The organism is Nosocomiicoccus sp. HMSC09A07, assembly GCF_001808485.1.
GTDB classification, from domain to species: domain Bacteria; phylum Bacillota; class Bacilli; order Staphylococcales; family Salinicoccaceae; genus Nosocomiicoccus; species Nosocomiicoccus ampullae_A.
The window spans coordinates 20426-35598 of the sequence record NZ_KV793632.1 but is presented as its reverse complement, the minus strand read 5'-3'; the positions used below and the strand labels follow the sequence as shown (position 1 = coordinate 35598).

General features: G+C 36.7%; 17 protein-coding genes and 1 riboswitch. Of the genes, 11 read left to right on the top strand and 6 right to left on the bottom strand.

Features of this window, described 5'->3' with window-relative positions; translation table 11 throughout:
* The first annotated feature begins 58 nt into the window (after window positions 1–58).
* Entirely contained in the window at window positions 59–1246 is a 1188-nt protein-coding gene (locus tag HMPREF3177_RS03300) for a GTP-binding protein (RefSeq protein ID WP_070457105.1), read from the top strand.
* A 40-nt stretch (window positions 1247–1286) separates the two neighbouring features.
* Here the strand turns inward: HMPREF3177_RS03300 and HMPREF3177_RS03295 are convergent, their stop codons facing one another.
* Window positions 1287–2018 carry a hypothetical protein gene (locus HMPREF3177_RS03295; RefSeq protein WP_070457104.1) on the bottom strand — a complete coding sequence of 244 codons (732 nt, stop codon included), beginning with the start codon at window positions 2016–2018 and terminating at the stop codon, window positions 1287–1289.
* Window positions 2019–2144: 126 nt separating this feature from the next.
* On the opposite strand from HMPREF3177_RS03295, the gene HMPREF3177_RS03290 reads away from it, so the two are divergent.
* The 3 genes from HMPREF3177_RS03290 to HMPREF3177_RS03280 all read left to right on the top strand — a co-directional run bounded on the left by HMPREF3177_RS03290 (window position 2145) and on the right by HMPREF3177_RS03280 (window position 3715).
* Window positions 2145–2564: a hypothetical protein gene (locus tag HMPREF3177_RS03290; RefSeq protein WP_070457103.1), complete on the top strand. Its 420-nt coding sequence runs from the start codon at window positions 2145–2147 to the stop codon at window positions 2562–2564.
* A 420-nt stretch (window positions 2565–2984) separates the two neighbouring features.
* On the top strand, window positions 2985–3182 hold the full coding sequence (locus HMPREF3177_RS03285; RefSeq protein ID WP_070457102.1) for a hypothetical protein: 198 nt from the start codon (window positions 2985–2987) through the stop codon (window positions 3180–3182).
* A gap of 182 nt (window positions 3183–3364) precedes the next feature.
* Window positions 3365–3715 (top strand): SdpI family protein, encoded by a 351-nt coding sequence (locus tag HMPREF3177_RS03280; RefSeq protein ID WP_070457101.1) that lies wholly within the window; start codon window positions 3365–3367, stop codon window positions 3713–3715.
* A gap of 122 nt (window positions 3716–3837) precedes the next feature.
* Here the strand turns inward: HMPREF3177_RS03280 and HMPREF3177_RS03275 are convergent, their stop codons facing one another.
* Both HMPREF3177_RS03275 and HMPREF3177_RS03270 read right to left on the bottom strand, forming a co-directional pair.
* Window positions 3838–5031, bottom strand: a complete 1194-nt coding sequence (locus HMPREF3177_RS03275) for a trans-sulfuration enzyme family protein (RefSeq protein ID WP_070457100.1) — start codon at window positions 5029–5031, stop codon at window positions 3838–3840.
* A 47-nt stretch (window positions 5032–5078) separates the two neighbouring features.
* Entirely contained in the window at window positions 5079–5753 is a 675-nt protein-coding gene (locus HMPREF3177_RS03270; RefSeq protein ID WP_070457099.1) for a hypothetical protein, read from the bottom strand.
* A gap of 119 nt (window positions 5754–5872) precedes the next feature.
* On the opposite strand from HMPREF3177_RS03270, the gene HMPREF3177_RS03265 reads away from it, so the two are divergent.
* The 3 genes from HMPREF3177_RS03265 (at window position 5873) to HMPREF3177_RS03255 (ending at window position 9110) form a co-directional block, all read left to right on the top strand.
* On the top strand, window positions 5873–7342 hold the full coding sequence (locus tag HMPREF3177_RS03265; RefSeq protein WP_070457098.1) for a SulP family inorganic anion transporter: 1470 nt from the start codon (window positions 5873–5875) through the stop codon (window positions 7340–7342).
* A complete protein-coding gene (locus tag HMPREF3177_RS03260; protein WP_070457097.1) occupies window positions 7335–7751 on the top strand; it encodes a universal stress protein in 417 nt (138 codons plus the stop codon). Before HMPREF3177_RS03265 ends, HMPREF3177_RS03260 begins: the two co-directional genes overlap by 8 nt.
* A gap of 75 nt (window positions 7752–7826) precedes the next feature.
* Window positions 7827–9110 (top strand): NCS2 family permease, encoded by a 1284-nt coding sequence (locus tag HMPREF3177_RS03255; RefSeq protein WP_210388784.1) that lies wholly within the window; start codon window positions 7827–7829, stop codon window positions 9108–9110.
* Between the two features lie 110 nt (window positions 9111–9220).
* Here HMPREF3177_RS03255 and HMPREF3177_RS03250 read toward each other — a convergent pair whose 3' ends face one another.
* Entirely contained in the window at window positions 9221–10282 is a 1062-nt protein-coding gene (locus tag HMPREF3177_RS03250; protein ID WP_070457095.1) for a hypothetical protein, read from the bottom strand.
* 257 nt (window positions 10283–10539) lie between these two features.
* Window positions 10540–10884: a phospholipase D-like domain-containing protein gene (locus HMPREF3177_RS03245; RefSeq protein WP_070457094.1), complete on the bottom strand. Its 345-nt coding sequence runs from the start codon at window positions 10882–10884 to the stop codon at window positions 10540–10542.
* A 168-nt stretch (window positions 10885–11052) separates the two neighbouring features.
* Between HMPREF3177_RS03245 and HMPREF3177_RS03240 the strand changes: the two genes are divergently transcribed.
* The 4 genes from HMPREF3177_RS03240 (at window position 11053) to thiD (ending at window position 14883) form a co-directional block, all read left to right on the top strand.
* A complete protein-coding gene (locus tag HMPREF3177_RS03240) occupies window positions 11053–12453 on the top strand; it encodes an FAD/NAD(P)-binding protein (protein ID WP_070457093.1) in 1401 nt (466 codons plus the stop codon).
* Between the two features lie 34 nt (window positions 12454–12487).
* A riboswitch (TPP riboswitch) is annotated at window positions 12488–12582 on the top strand.
* 43 nt (window positions 12583–12625) lie between these two features.
* Window positions 12626–13432 carry a hydroxyethylthiazole kinase gene (locus HMPREF3177_RS03235; RefSeq protein WP_083286843.1) on the top strand — a complete coding sequence of 269 codons (807 nt, stop codon included), beginning with the start codon at window positions 12626–12628 and terminating at the stop codon, window positions 13430–13432.
* Entirely contained in the window at window positions 13429–14061 is a 633-nt protein-coding gene (gene thiE, locus HMPREF3177_RS03230; protein WP_070457091.1) for a thiamine phosphate synthase, read from the top strand. The genes HMPREF3177_RS03235 and thiE overlap by 4 nt, the downstream gene beginning before the upstream one ends.
* Window positions 14062–14883, top strand: a complete 822-nt coding sequence (gene thiD, locus HMPREF3177_RS03225) for a bifunctional hydroxymethylpyrimidine kinase/phosphomethylpyrimidine kinase (RefSeq protein ID WP_070457090.1) — start codon at window positions 14062–14064, stop codon at window positions 14881–14883. It begins immediately after the preceding gene.
* Window positions 14884–14921: 38 nt separating this feature from the next.
* Here the strand turns inward: thiD and HMPREF3177_RS03220 are convergent, their stop codons facing one another.
* A complete protein-coding gene (locus HMPREF3177_RS03220; protein ID WP_040928447.1) occupies window positions 14922–15107 on the bottom strand; it encodes a CsbD family protein in 186 nt (61 codons plus the stop codon).
* Window positions 15108–15173 lie beyond the last annotated feature (66 nt).

Below are 15173 nucleotides of genomic sequence, written 5' to 3'. Positions count from 1 at the left end.
AAAATTTCAAACATGTTATTATATAGAACGTAACAATTACGATTTAGGAGATTTATAAATGAAAAGAATACCAGTAACTATACTTAGCGGTTACCTCGGAGCGGGTAAAACGACGCTAATGAACCACATTTTAAACAATACAGAAGGCTTAAAAGTAGCAGTACTTGTAAACGATATGAGTGAAATTAATATCGACGCAGACTTAATTGCGAATGGAAGTAGCTTAAGTCGTACAGATGAAAAGTTTGTAGAACTTTCTAACGGATGTATTTGCTGTACATTACGCGAGGACTTACTCGTAGAAATTGAAAAGTTATCTAAACAAGATATCGACTACATTTTAATCGAATCAACAGGTATCAGTGAGCCAGTCCCAGTTGCACAGACGTTTTCATATGTCGATGAATCACTCGGTATCGACTTAACAAAAACGACTTACATCGATACGATGGTCACAGTAGTAGACGCATATCGATTCTGGAATGACTATAACTCAGGTGAAACACTACTCGATCGCCAAGAAGGAATGAGCGAAGTCGACGAGCGTGAAGTGAGTGACTTACTCATCGACCAAATCGAGTTTTGTGACGTCATCGTATTAAATAAAACAGACTTAGTATCTGAAGATGAGTTATCACAATTAAAACGTACAATTCGTACGTTACAACCTGAAGCGGAAATTATTGAAACAGTGAACGCAGAATTACCACTCGAAAAAGTGTTAAACACAGGACGTTTTGACTACGAAAAAGCTGCATCATCTGCAGGATGGTTAAGAGAGCTCGAAATGGGACATGAAAACCATACACCAGAAACAGAAGAATACGGTATTTCAAGTTTCGTATATAAACGCACATTACCATTCAACGCAAAACGCTTTGATGACTTCTTACAAGAAATGCCAGAAAACATCGTCCGTGCAAAAGGACTCGCATGGCTCGCGTCAAGAAATGACTTTGCAATCATGGTATCACAAGCAGGAAGAAGTGTTGGAATCGAACCAGTGAGCTACTGGGTAGCAGCGATGCCTACAGAAACACGCCGTCAAATATTAGCAGAAAATAGAGAAATGGCACAAACGTGGGATCCAGAATACGGAGACAGAAGAAACGAACTCGTATTCATTGGAATCGACTTAGACAAAGAAGCAATCACAAAACAATTAGATGAATGCTTAATCAACACAAAAGAAATGGAACAAGACTGGAACACATTAGAAGATCCATATCCATGGCAGATTGCATAAAATTAAGTCCTACACCTATATTTTAGGTGTAGGGCTTGTTTTAATTCTTATTATGTGGGTTAGCTTCAGGGTTATTTTTGAAATACTCATCATGATCATGATACTCTTCAAACATATTTGCAAGCTGTAAGATTCGTTCATCATCTTTATACTTTTCATATAAATCATCGATACGATATTCTGAAGCTAGAGTAAGACCATGTTCATTAGGTTTCGTATATTCATATCTAGGAGCTTCCTGAGCTGTTACTAATACTACATATTCTTCTCCAATGGAAAAGTAAGCATCACCATGCGAATTTGACTTAGGAAGAACTAAATATATATCGACCTCATAAGGATAGGCTAAATCAAATCCACAATTAACATATGGAATGAGTCCAATCTTTTTAACCCCTGTTAATTCTTTATATTCAATACTTCTATCTGGCATATACAGCTTATATATATATTTATTTTGAATTACATCATTTGCATCGGGCAATATATAATTGTCATCTTCAATAGGGATTTGGTCAAACCAAGTCATTGCGAGAATCTGGTTTCTAGTAAGTTCTTCTCTTTTAATTAACGGTTCGTCTTTCTTTTCTTCTTGTTTAGAATCCTCTACAGAATCATCTTTGTTTGAGTCATCTTTAGTCGATTCATCGAATTCTTCAACATTCGAATTATCCTTTCGTTCAACCATGTTGTCTTGAGTGGGAACAGGAGTTTTGCTACATGCGACTAAAACAAGTGAAAATAACATCATTACATAGATTATTTTCTTCATAATGCACCTCTAAATGGTTTTAAATATATTATATCAGAGTGAATAAACTATACATTAAAAAATATAATCAATGTGTAAAATTTGATATAATAATAAGAGAGGGGAATATAAAAAGGAGGCATCATTATGAGTGAACAATTAACGAATAGACGCAAAGTCAGAGAGTTATTACGAGAGTTAGAAGACATTCTTTTTGATATTTCTGTAAAGGAAGCGGACAATAACAACTTTCTAATCATAGAAAGCGAGTTAGAGTCGAAACTCTTTAACGATGGAGTTTCAGGAGGAGAAGACGAGCTAGAAATCGTCATTTCACTAACGGATGAAAATGTGCACTATAAGCTAGAAGTAGAGGCTGAATATCCGTCAAGTAAACTAGAAATCGAAGTGTATAAAAAAGCTGCGGACGAGCTAAAATTTGTACGTGTAAACGAACTGCCTGAACAGCTGAAATCATCAGAAGCATTCAGAGAAAAGTTAAACGAGCTATCTAAAGTTGTAGAAAGTCTCGGTGGTGAAAACTTTGGAGATTTGTTTGGGGAATAGGTGGAAATAGGAACCAGTATTCTATTTTGAATACTGGTTTCTTTGTATTTAATTGGTATAATTATGAGTAATATTAAACTATCTGAGGTGATGTTATGTACAGTATTGGATTGGATATTGGTATTGCAAGTGTAACTCTTAACCTCAAATTATTGTTATGAATTTTTTCACTCTCGATAATTGCTTATCAATAGAAAATGATTACGTGGTGCTTTCCGATAGGAAACCTTACATCGCAAGTTAATGAAGAAGTTAAAAAACAAGTGAGAAAAAGTACACGTCAAAAAAGAACTAGGTACAATAGGGTCGTACAGGAGTAATTATTTAATTAAATAAATTAAATTTTTGACAAATTACAATTAATACATTAGGTTTTAAAGTAGATTAAAAATAATTATTATATAAAAAGGTGATATATCAATGTCAAATGAGATCGAAAAATTAAAAAAATTAGCTACAAAATCAAAAGTAACAGAAATCGAGTATCCCGAACTAGTTAAAGAAAAATATCGTGAATTTGCGATTGTAGAAGATGAATCAGATGGTTTTGTTTCTAGGGAACAAGTAGATGAGTATATAGAAAAATATGCGTTGTCGAGATTAGAAAAAGATATTTAAATTTTCAACGTGTTTGGTGTATTGGTGTGTATAAATAATTTTGTTAAATGATATATTTGTTGCATAAAGTGTTATATATTTTTGTACTCTCGATAATTGCTTATCAGGTAAACAACTATCAACTTGATAATTTGCAATCGTAATCCTGATGTCGCAAGTTATTGAAGAAAGGGAAAGATATTATGTTAATTAATGCAACTATTATTTTATGTCTAATCGGTAAATTTTTAAAAGATGAACCTATTAAAAAAGCAAATAACTTTGTAGGTTATAGAACTAAGAAGGCTTTGACTAATGATCATAACTGGAATCTCGCACAAAAGACAGCTTTTGAATTGATGTATAAAATATTCTTTATAGTTTCAACTATATTTGTACCTTTTATCATAATCGATATTCTATCGTTAATATGTCTATTAAGTGACTCCATATTTACATGGTCTATAATTTTCCAAAGTGCAAATATTGTTGTTGGATTTATACTGATATTTGTACTGACAGAGAAAAAATTAAGTGCTTACGGGGTTAATTAATGAAGATAATGTACCAAATTACATCAAGCATAGAATTAAAACAGTATTACTATAATACTTATAATATAAAACTCCGTTAAATGGAATTTAAATCCAATTTTAACGGAGTTTTTTAATGTTATTTACTTCTGAAACTCTTCTTTTACCTTATCAAACGCTTGATCTAAGTCGTTGATAATGTCTTCTGCCGCTTCAAGTCCAACGGACAGACGTATGAGGCTTTCTGTTAGATTGAATTTATGTAACTCGTCCACTGGTATTGCTGAGTGTGTCATGGATGCTGGGTGTTGGATGAGTGTTTCTGGGTCACCTAAACTGAATGATATGATGATGAGTTTTAAATGGTTTAATAGTGCTTCTGCCATCGTTGAATCTCCATCGATTTCAAATGATACGACTGCGCCACTGTCTGCCATTTGTTTCTCTATAATTTCTTTTTGTGGATGGTTTTCATCACCCGGGAAATAGACGTTTTTGACGAATGGATGTGTGTTTAGGTAGTGAAATACTGCTTTTGCATTTTCACAGTGTCTATCCATTCGTACGGATAATGTTTTAATCCCACGGAGGATTAAGAACGCATCCCACGCGTTTAAGTTTTGTCCGAGTTCTCCCATGATGTTTTGACGCATAAATGCGATGTCTTTGTTTGATCCACAAATGAGACCTGCAACGACGTCGCCGTGACCGTTTAAGTATTTTGTTGCACTATGTACGACGATATCTGCGCCGAGTGTGAGTGGGCGCTGTAAGTATGGTGACATAAACGTGTTATCGATAATGACTTGTAAGTGATGTTTCTTTGCGACGTGTGATATTGCTTCTATGTCTAATATTGTTAACGTCGGGTTGGATGGTGTTTCGATAAAAATCACTTTTGTATTGTCTTTAATATGTTGTTCTATCGTATTTGTATTAGTGCAGTCGATATAGTCGTATTCGATGTTATATCGGCTTGCGATTTTTGTTAAGAAACTGTACGTACCGCCGTATAAGTCTTTTGTAACGAGTACGTGATCACCGGATTTTAGTTGTGAGAGTAGTGCGATACTAATTGCTGCCATACCGCTACTTACTGCAAGTGCATCGTCTGCTTCTTCTAGACTCGCGATTTTTTGTTCTAATTGCTTAGTCGTATCATTACCGTAACGACCGTAATGAATTTCAGATGCACATTTTGTCGCATGCTGAGCATCAGTCGTACAGTCAAATGAGTATGCAACAGCTGGAACAATCGGTTGAACGATTGCGCCCGCTTCTTTTTCTGTCTGACAGTTATGAATAATCTTCGTGTTAAAGTTAACGTTTGAACGCATGATTGAAACTCCTTCAGTTAGAATGTAGTAATTTTAAAATGTATTTTTTATTCTCCATACATAGAATCTATTTTTTCGTAATACGCTTCCATATTTTCATAGCTGTTCATTCGTTCCATGAGGTTTAATATGTTTTCGTTGTTTTTATGTTTTTCGTATAATTCCTTAATGTTATATTGATGGCCATAGTTTAAAGCTTCTTGATATGTAAGTTCGCCGAGTGATGAATAAAGTAACGTGTATGTTTCTCCGACTGCAAATACGGACATTCCACCCATGCTTGGTGGGTTGACGACGTAGAATGTGAGTGGATCTTGTGGTGTATCTACGAGTACGTCAGTGACGTCTACACTTATTATACTGACTTCTGGTATTTTATTTGTTACGTCAGCGCTTTCACCACCAGGGTAAAGAGGACGCGAATACTCCCCAGCGAATATCTCGTCTGCTGTTGGTAATACGTATTCGTTAAATTCGTCGATTACTTGTTGTTCGTAAATCGTCATTGCTAATAGATGTTCTGTCGTTAAGTCTTCAAATGCGATTAGGGGTGTGTCTTCTTTTGTTTCAGTTTCTTCTTTGTCTTTTTCTGTATCAGATTTCGCTTCTTGATGCGAACGTTCGACTTCGTTTTCAGGCTTCTCAGTGTCTACCACGTCTTTTTTACTACACGCAGCGAGTATGAGTGAAAGTGAAGCGAATGTGTATAATACTTTTTTCAAAAATTACCACCTCACATTATACGTTGTGTTTTTTCTTCTTAAATTATAATATAGTAGATTTTACATGCAACTATACTGTTATTTCCATTATAATAGATGTTTGTAAACTGGAGGTTACTATGGTAGAAAAAATAAAAGCCGAGTGGCTAAATCAGCCGCTTCAAAATATATTGGCAGGGATTGTCGTCTCACTTGCGTTAATTCCAGAAGTGATTGCTTTTTCTTTTATTGCAGGTGTCGAACCGATGGTTGGGCTATATGCGTCGGTTGTTATGGCGATTTCTATTTCGTTTTTAGGTGGTCGACCAGCGATGATTTCTGCAGCTGCCGGTGCGATTGCGCTTTTAGTGAGCCCACTTGTTAAGGAGTATGGTGTTGATTATTTAATCTTCGCAACGATTGTGATGGGGATTATCCAAGTCATTTTTGGGTTGCTAAAAGTCGGTTCTTTACTGAAGTTTATACCGAATTCCGTCATGATTGGTTTTGTGAATGCTCTAGGGATTTTAATCTTTATGGCACAACTTGAGCATATTTTTAATATATCATTTGCGACATACATATATGTCACTGTCACGTTACTGATCGTGTATATTACACCGCGTTTTGTTAAGACGATTCCAGCACCACTATTTGCGATTGTCATTTTAACGAGTGTATATATTATCTTTGGTGCAGATATTAAAACAGTCGGTGACCTAGGGGAAATTAAACGTACATTACCAGAATTAATTATTCCGAATGTACCGTATACGTTAGAAACACTACTGATCGTTTTACCTTACTCGATTTCTATGGCGATTGTCGGACTCGTTGAGAGTTTATTGACAGCTAAAATCGTCGATGATGCGACAGGTACGATGAGTAACAAAAATAAGGAATCTCGCGGACAAGGGATTTCAAATATTATTACAGGTTTCTTCGGTGGAATGGGTGGTTGTGCGATGATCGGACAATCAGTCGTAAGTGTTGAGTACGGTGGTACAACACGTCTTTCGACGTTTACTGCAGGTGCCTTTTTAATGTTTATGATACTCGTTTTAGGCGATATTATGGTTCAGATTCCGATGTCTGTACTCGCAGCGATTATGGTAATGGTCGCGTTAAAGACATTTGACTGGGGCACGTTTAAATACGTGAAGTACGCTGAAAAGAGCGATATTTTCGTCATGCTCATTACAGTTGTAGCAGTCGTTTTAACGAACAACTTAGCGGTCGGGGTGATTCTCGGAGTGCTTTTAAGTGCGTTATTTTTCTTAAGAAAAATATCGAACGTATCAGTGACAAAAGAAGTAAGTGACGTCGTTACGTATAAAGTGGCGGGTAATATATTTTACGCGTCGATTGAATCGATGATAGACCATATCGATTTAAACGATAAAGGCCAGACAATATACTTAAATTTCGACGACTCAAGAATATACGATGACGCTGGATTAGAGGCGATTGAACAGATTGTTCATCAACTAAAAACACACAATCAAGTGTACGTGACACATTTATCTAAAAACAGTTATGATAAGTTTATAACACGAACTACGATAGAAGAGTCTCATCTCATACAAAAAGGAGTGCACGATGATGTATAAATCAATACTACTCGCTTCAGACGGCTCGGATTATAGTTTCCGCGCTGCAAAAGAAGCGTTAAATTTTAGAAGTGAAGAAAGCGTCATAACAGTGTTAAGTGTATTAGAAACTGAAGCGGTGAAATACGACTTTTTACAAGACGAACCTGGCGAGAAAGATATAAAAGAGAAACATATTAAAGTGCTTCAGCCAATTACTGAATTATATGATTCAAACAATGTAAATTATCAACTCCGTTTAGAATCGGGGAATCCGATCCGAAAAGTAGTAGCAATCGCAAACGAAGGTACTTATGACGTTGTCGTTATCGGTTCAAGAGGGTTAAACGCATTCCAAGAGATGATGCTCGGAAGCGTGAGTCATCAAGTCACGAAGAAATCAAAAATACCAGTTGTGATCGTGAAGTAGTGAGAACCTCTAGACGACTAAGCGAATGAAGCGTAAAATTAGTATGTTAGTTTAATCATTAGGGAGAATATAATTATGAATGAATTCTTTAAGTTACATGAACGTGGGACAGACGTCCGTACGGAGTTAATTGCGGGTCTGACAACGTTTCTTACGATGGCGTATATCGTCATCGTAAACCCAGCGATTTTATCTGCGGCTGGGGTACCGTTTAACCAAGTATTTATTGCGACGGTGATTTCTGCAGTTATCGGTACGCTCATTATGGCGTTATGGGCGAATTATCCAATCGCAATTGCGCCTGGTATGGGTATGAACGCATATTTTGTGTCGGTCGTATTCACCGAAGGTGTGACGTATCAAGCAGTATTCGGAACAGTGTTTTTTGCAGGGGTAATATTTTTACTGCTAACATTTACGTCACTTCGTGAAACACTGATCCGCTCGATTCCGGCACCGTTAAAAGTTGGAGTCGCAAGTGGTATTGGTTTATTTATCGCGTCACTCGGTTTAAAAATGTCAGGTATTGTCGTGGCAGATGAAGGAACGCTCGTTGCGTTTGGTGATATTAAGTCACCGGTAACGATACTAACAGTCGTTGGTTTATTGCTGACGTTAATTCTTGTTGCGCGTAACGTTAAAGGGGCATTATTTATCGGGATGCTCGTGACGGCAATTATCGGTTACGTGACTGGACTTCTTCACATCGATAATGGTGTCGTATCTACGCCTCCGTCACCAGTATTTTTTGATATCGACTTAGGCGGAGTATTTAGTCAATCGCTATACTCAGTCGTATTCGCATTTTTACTTGTAACACTATTCGACACGACAGGTACGATGATCGGTGTTGCTGAACAAGCAGGGCTGATGAAAAACGGCGAACTACCAGGTGCTAAAAAGGCGTTAATGGCAGATGCGGTCGCAACGACAGTTGGTGCGACGTTTGGTTCGACACCGTCAAGTGCGTATATTGAATCATCATCAGGTGTTCAAGTCGGTGGACGTACTGGGCTTACGACGTTAGTCGTAGCGGTACTATTTATGTTAACGTTATTCTTTTCACCGATTATTGAATCTATTTCAGCGTTATCTGCAATTACAGCACCAGCACTTATAATCGTTGGTAGCTTTATGATGACGGGATTAGCGAAAGTCAATTGGTCGCGTTTTGATGACGCATTCCCAACGTTTATTATCGTTTTAACGATGCCATTTACGGCAAGTATCGCAACGGGAATCGCGCTCGGATTTATCACATATCCGTTACTCAAACTCGTTGCAGGTAGAGGTAAAGAAGTTCATCCTTTAATATATGTGTTTGCGGTATTATTCATTATCCAAATCGGATTCTTATAAGGAGAGATATTTTACTCATAACAGAGGACGAATAAAACAAAAATACGGTAAATGATTCTTGAATCATTTACCGTATTTTTTTATTTACATAATTATAGAAAATGTAAAAATCAATACTCTGATGGTTGTACGATAATGCTGTAGGATTTCAAGATATCGTAAGGAACTTCAAGGATAGGTAAAACTTTTGCCTCATTAATAATTCTCTTAGATTCGTTGAGTGAGTAATTATCATCATCTAGCCATCTTCGATCTTGAAAATGTGAAGGCACGAAATAATACGTAAATGTACCATCTTTGTTATCGATAAAAGTCACTTGTCCATCAGCGAGCACTTCAGCATGAATATGTGTCGTTCCTTCCGGTAGAGGCACAGTACTATCTATATTATAGGGATTTAGTGGCTCATTACTCATATCACTATATGTGAGGTAAGGCGTTGTCGGATCTACTGGAATCGAATCTATTGTTTCATCATTGTAAAAATATGTCAGCCACGCTAGAGCGATGATATCTTCTTTTGAGTAATCTTCGTAAGTCATTTCATTAGTTAAAACAATTTTTTGTGATATCTTTTCTAAATCATCATCGTAGTATTTTTCAAAAAGATCTTTAATATTAAACACATATCCTATTTCTCTGAATTCTGCATAAGACAAAGTTTGTTGAGTTCCTGTTATGACAATTTCATTTGTTTCTTCATCTATAATTATTATAGATTGTGCGTTTGTTTTTGGTGGAGATACTGAATAAATTTTTTGATTTTTAGTCAAGCCAGGGGAAATATGATAATCCATGGGACTTAATAGTAAACGGTCTATTTGTTCAACTGAAGTAAAACTAGGTGCGCTATGTTCAAAAGAGCCAGATAACAAATCATCAGCAGTTATACTAATGTCGCTGATTGAATCTTCTTTAAGCGCCATTGCAACGATGTCATTAACAGTTAGATTTTCATAAGACTGTTTCTCTTTTGACTTATCCTTAGTATCTTTTTTCATATCTGCTTTTTTATTGCTCTCATTATCTTTATCTTTCTTTTTGTCTATTACTTGTTTGTCTTGTTCTGAACTATTCTTTCGCTCAACGACAATCTCTTCAGGATTTTCTTGTGATTGGCTACAAGCAGAAAGAGTTAATGTTAGTAAACATAACATCAATAGAAATCTCATTAGCATTTTCTCCTTAATCTAATTGATTCAGTGTAATTATATCGAAAACTATTAATATTGCCAAATAAAAATAGGGATAAACATAGGAAGTTTATTCCTATTTTGCGATATACGTGTTTGTTTTTAGTATACTCTCGTGATTACTACGTGTATCTGTATTTACAAGTGTTATTTTTAATGAACTTAGATCGTCTAGTGATTCTATATCTATTTAGCATGAGCATATTAATAAAAAGAACTATGTAAGATAACTATCCCTAAAATGTGGAAAGACCTAGCCCTTCTTGAATTCTGTAGAGAATTGTTTTCATAACACTATCTTCTCTTTCTTCTTCATAATCGAGCGTGTAAATACCATCTTCGTTGTTCCAAAGTCTATTGTAGTATTCGTTCATAGCAATCATTTCTTCGCTGTCCGAATTTGACTTCACAATAAGGTCTGTTTCTAAGTTTAAGTCTTTCAAGTTACGTCTTGTAAAGTTAGATGAGCCTAGAATTAATGTGGATTCCTCACCATTATTGTTATGAAGCATAAATTTTGCATGATACTGCTCGCCATGCGACTTATACCAACGAATTTCAGGTGGGTTTTTGTAGTTCATTAACTACTTTTACCTTAAATTCAAAGCTATGCTTTTTATACTTCATACAAAAACACCCCTAAAGTTGGAGTTTATTGTCCAACTTTTGGGTAGCACATCATTCTAGACAGGAGTTTTTATTATGCGAAACGGGTATGAGTAATGAAACAGTTAGAAAAGAGGTTCTATATGAAAATCGCAATTGTCGGTGCAGGCATGGCCGGCATCGGAACACTTCGCTACTATATTGACCATATCGATAATCCAGATATGGAAATTTATATGTTCGATGATTTAAATACCGCAGGGACTGGATATCCATTCGGTCCAGATGATGACGCACTGCTACTCAATCAGCGACTAAAAAAGATGACACTCGCACCGTGGGACGATAAAAAAGAATACGTCAAATATTTAAAGAAACATGATCCGGACTTATTACAGCATGAATTTATTACTCGACCAGAATTTGGTGAGTATTCTAAAGACGTATTTTTAGATTACATAAAAGATAACCGAGTGACGTTTGTACCGTCAGTCGTCGATGATATCGATGTGAAAGAAAAGAGTTTTATCATCCATGCAGATGAAACATACGAAGTCGATATCGTACACTTATGTATCGGTCAGTTACCTCAAACGGATATTTATGATTTAAAAGAAATTGAAAAATATATTAGTACACCGTTTCCGATAGAACGCAATAGTGACGTGTTATTAAACGCGAAATCTGTCGGGGTGATTGGGACAAACTTAACGTCACTCGATATTATTATGTATTTACATCACAATAACTATAAAAACGATATATTAGTGACGTCACGAAGTGGCACAGTGCCCTTCATTAGAGGAAATGAAGCGGAAGTCGATATCGACGTAGAAGCGCTAAAACAAAATAGAGACATCACGATTCAAACAATCGTCGATATATTTAAAGAAGAAACGAAGAAGCAAGGTATAGATTTTCATCTTTTAACAGAGCTCAATGACATGCCAGTCCTCGATTCTCTCACATATCAACTCGAACATTTAGATACGCTCGGTGTAGTTCAACAAATCGCTGAAGCAATGTCAGAAGTACTTCGAGAAGTGTGGAATGACTTATCGTTAGAAGATAAAAAATATTATATGAAGCATCTAAAAGGCATACACGGTCAATTAACAGGACCATTCCCAAAAATGACCGCTGAAAAAATCGTAGAACTAATTGAAGCAGGACAATTAACTTACGTATCGGGAGTAAAAGATATTAGTTATGATGACGAGTTTGTTATCAACTCTGAAGATGGTAGTTATTCAGCAGACGTTATGGTGAGTGCGGTCGGTCCAAACTTAAGTGGCGAAAATTTAGCCGATGAAAACAACGCTTCACCTTTAGTGAAGACGCTTATTGAAAAGGGAATTCTACAAGTCGACGAGCTTGGCGGTATAAAGATTACATACCCCGAGTTTTCGGTAATCTCTAAAGCTGGTGTGTTAGATACTATGAAATTATATGGGAACTTAGTATCTACAACACACATCAATAACTCTGGTGTGAACTTAATATTAAAGAAAATACCGCATTCGATTGACAAAATTATCCAATGAATGACGACTGATGTGTTATACTTAAGAAAATAATATAGACATTTCGGGGTGCTACTTTTGTGGCTGAGATTATACCCATTGAACCTGTACAGATAATGCTGGCGTAGGTAACAAATGTTTAGGGCTTCTTTGAGCACTCCGAAATTATGCAAATAATTAAGGAGTGCTTTTTTTGTTTGATTTTAAACCGGGGTTTCCGCTTCAATCGAGCCCGCTCGTGAACTGTATTACGAATCAGATTTCTATCGAAATGATTGCAAACAGTTTACTCTATGTCGGTGCAAAACCGATTATGGCCGCTCATATCGAAGAACAAGATGAAGTAATTCAAGCCGTAGACGCATTATTTATTAACTTAGCGCGTTTACCACACAATGAAGCGACACATTTAGTACATGCAGCGAAGCGTGCGAATTCTCATAAAAAGCCAGTCGTTGTTGATTTAGTCGGATATGGCGTCAGTCAGTTTAGAAATAGTATTGGTGACGCACTTGTTGACCTTGATCTGACAGTAGTAAAAGGTAATATGTCTGAAATGCGTGCTTTTTGTAACCTGAAAAGTCACGGCCGAGGAGTAGACGCTGGCGAAGAGGATATGAAATCTGATCGTTTAGAAGAGTTAATTGATGCGTTAAAGGATAAAACACGTACGTACGAAAACACGGTCTTCTTAGCGACAGGTCCAGTCGATATTATCGTCAGTAAAAATCATGTAGTGAAACTATCGAATGGCGTTGAATATAACGGTCAATTTACTGGAACTGGAGACACGGTCGGTGCGCTTATAGCTGCGAATTTAGGTAGTGGTCTTCATCCTGTAGACGCATGTATTAACGGAGTCAGTTATTTTAACATTTGCGGTGAAGTCGCAGCAGAGAAAAGTCGTGGTCTTAACGAATTTAGATTTCATTTATTAAACGAGTTATCTCTATTAAAAGATACAGATTGGACGAAAGAAGTTAAAGGAGAATACATATGACATTCGATTTAAGTTTATATTTAGTGACAGGGCGCTATGATTATAGCGATGATGAGTTTTTATCGATCATTGAAGAAGCGTGCAAAAATAGGGTCACAATCGTACAACTACGAGAAAAAGAGTTAACGACAAACGCGTTTTATAATCTCGCCGTTAAAGTAAAAGAAGTGACGGACAAATATAACGTGCCACTTATTATTAATGACCGTGTAGATATTGCTTTAGCAGTTGACGCTGCGGGGGTTCATATCGGGGATGACGAGCTACCTGTACATATTACTCGACAAATTATAGGTGACGATAAAATACTCGGTGTCACTGTAAAAACAACTACTCGAGCGATAGAAGCAGAGAGAGGTGGCGCAGATTATTTCGGCGTAGGGGCATTCTTTGATACAAACACAAAAGAAACGATTGTTCAGTCGAAAGAAGCGTTAGTCGAGGTCATTCAACATACGAACGTGCCATCTGTTGGGATCGGTGGTCTTAAAGAAGAAAACATAGACGTATTAAAAGACACAGGAGTAAAAGGTGCAGCTATTGTATCTGAAATTATGTTAGCAGAAAACGTTGCAGAAAAAGTAAGTTGTTTAAAACAAAAAATAGATTATATTTTGGAGGACAATTAGATGATTAACTCAACACCACAAGCAGTTACAATCGCAGGTTCAGACTCTGGAGGTGGCGCAGGTATTCAAGCAGATTTAAAAACATTTCAAGCGCGTAACGTATTTGGAATGAGCATTGTCGTCGCACTCACTGCACAAAACACAAAAGGCGTACAAGACGCGTATTATGTACCGACAGAGTTTATTGATGCACAATTTGATTCTCTCGCAGATGATTTTAAAATCGGTGCGTGTAAAACAGGTATGCTCGCAAGTGAGGCACATGTAAAATGTGTTGTAGAAAACTTAAAAAGAGTCGATTTTGGACCGTACATATTAGATCCCGTGATGATAGCAAAAGGTGGTCATAAATTACTCGAAGACGGCGCAATCGACTCAATAAAGTCAGAATTAGTACCACTTGCAACGGTCATTACACCGAACATTCCAGAAGCGGAAGTGTTAACAGGCTTAACGATTCAATCTGGAGAAGATATGGTTGAAGCGGCGAATTACTTAAAAGCACTAGGGGCAGAAAACGTCATTATTAAAGGCGGACACCGTGATGATTCATATGCTGAAGACTTCGTCAGTTTAAAAGATAAAGAGTTTTGGATGCGCGGCACACGTATCGATACAAATCGTACACACGGTACAGGGGATACGTTCGCAGCGTGTATCGCATCTGAACTTGCTAAAGGAAATGATCTAAAAACGTCAATTATTACGGCGAAGAGTTTTATCCAAAGCGCGATTGAAGAAGGTATCGAAGTTGGTCACGGACATGGTCCCGTTAACCACTGGGCAGAGGTGAAAAATAGTATTGAAATTATCGAAAAATAAAAAAGGGAGTTCCGAATGGAACTCCTTTTGTCGTGCGATTATTCGCCTAATTTACCGATTTGGTCTTTTGTTTTTTTAGATGCATTGTCTACTGCATCTTTCGCTTTACCAGCAGCTTGATCTGCTTTACCTTCGAATTCTTTACTCTTATCGTTTAACGCTTTACCAGCTGTTTCTTTTGCTTTACCTTTTAATTGATCTACTTTACCTTCAAATTTACTCATTCATATCATACCTTTCATTTTTGAAGTACTAGATATATACCCGGTCTATATGTTTTAAAACATCGA

Excerpts from the sequence above, each read along its gene's own strand:
- HMPREF3177_RS03295 (WP_070457104.1), bottom strand. The coding sequence starts at position 2,018 with ATGAAGAAAATAATCTATGTAATGATGTTATTTTCACTTGTTTTAGTC.
- HMPREF3177_RS03250 (WP_070457095.1), bottom strand. The coding sequence starts at position 10,282 with ATGAGATTTCTATTGATGTTATGTTTACTAACATTAACTCTTTCTGCT.
- HMPREF3177_RS03220 (WP_040928447.1), bottom strand. The coding sequence starts at position 15,107 with ATGAGTAAATTTGAAGGTAAAGTAGATCAATTAAAAGGTAAAGCAAAA.
- HMPREF3177_RS03255 (WP_210388784.1), top strand. The coding sequence starts at position 7,827 with ATGAATGAATTCTTTAAGTTACATGAACGTGGGACAGACGTCCGTACG.
- HMPREF3177_RS03290 (WP_070457103.1), top strand. The coding sequence starts at position 2,145 with ATGAGTGAACAATTAACGAATAGACGCAAAGTCAGAGAGTTATTACGA.
- thiE (WP_070457091.1), top strand. The coding sequence starts at position 13,429 with ATGACATTCGATTTAAGTTTATATTTAGTGACAGGGCGCTATGATTAT.
- HMPREF3177_RS03280 (WP_070457101.1), top strand. The coding sequence starts at position 3,365 with ATGTTAATTAATGCAACTATTATTTTATGTCTAATCGGTAAATTTTTA.
- HMPREF3177_RS03285 (WP_070457102.1), top strand. The coding sequence starts at position 2,985 with ATGTCAAATGAGATCGAAAAATTAAAAAAATTAGCTACAAAATCAAAA.
- HMPREF3177_RS03245 (WP_070457094.1), bottom strand. The coding sequence starts at position 10,884 with ATGAACTACAAAAACCCACCTGAAATTCGTTGGTATAAGTCGCATGGC.
- HMPREF3177_RS03300 (WP_070457105.1), top strand. The coding sequence starts at position 59 with ATGAAAAGAATACCAGTAACTATACTTAGCGGTTACCTCGGAGCGGGT.
- HMPREF3177_RS03275 (WP_070457100.1), bottom strand. The coding sequence starts at position 5,031 with ATGCGTTCAAACGTTAACTTTAACACGAAGATTATTCATAACTGTCAG.
- HMPREF3177_RS03265 (WP_070457098.1), top strand. The coding sequence starts at position 5,873 with ATGGTAGAAAAAATAAAAGCCGAGTGGCTAAATCAGCCGCTTCAAAAT.
- HMPREF3177_RS03240 (WP_070457093.1), top strand. The coding sequence starts at position 11,053 with ATGAAAATCGCAATTGTCGGTGCAGGCATGGCCGGCATCGGAACACTT.
- thiD (WP_070457090.1), top strand. The coding sequence starts at position 14,062 with ATGATTAACTCAACACCACAAGCAGTTACAATCGCAGGTTCAGACTCT.
- HMPREF3177_RS03260 (WP_070457097.1), top strand. The coding sequence starts at position 7,335 with ATGTATAAATCAATACTACTCGCTTCAGACGGCTCGGATTATAGTTTC.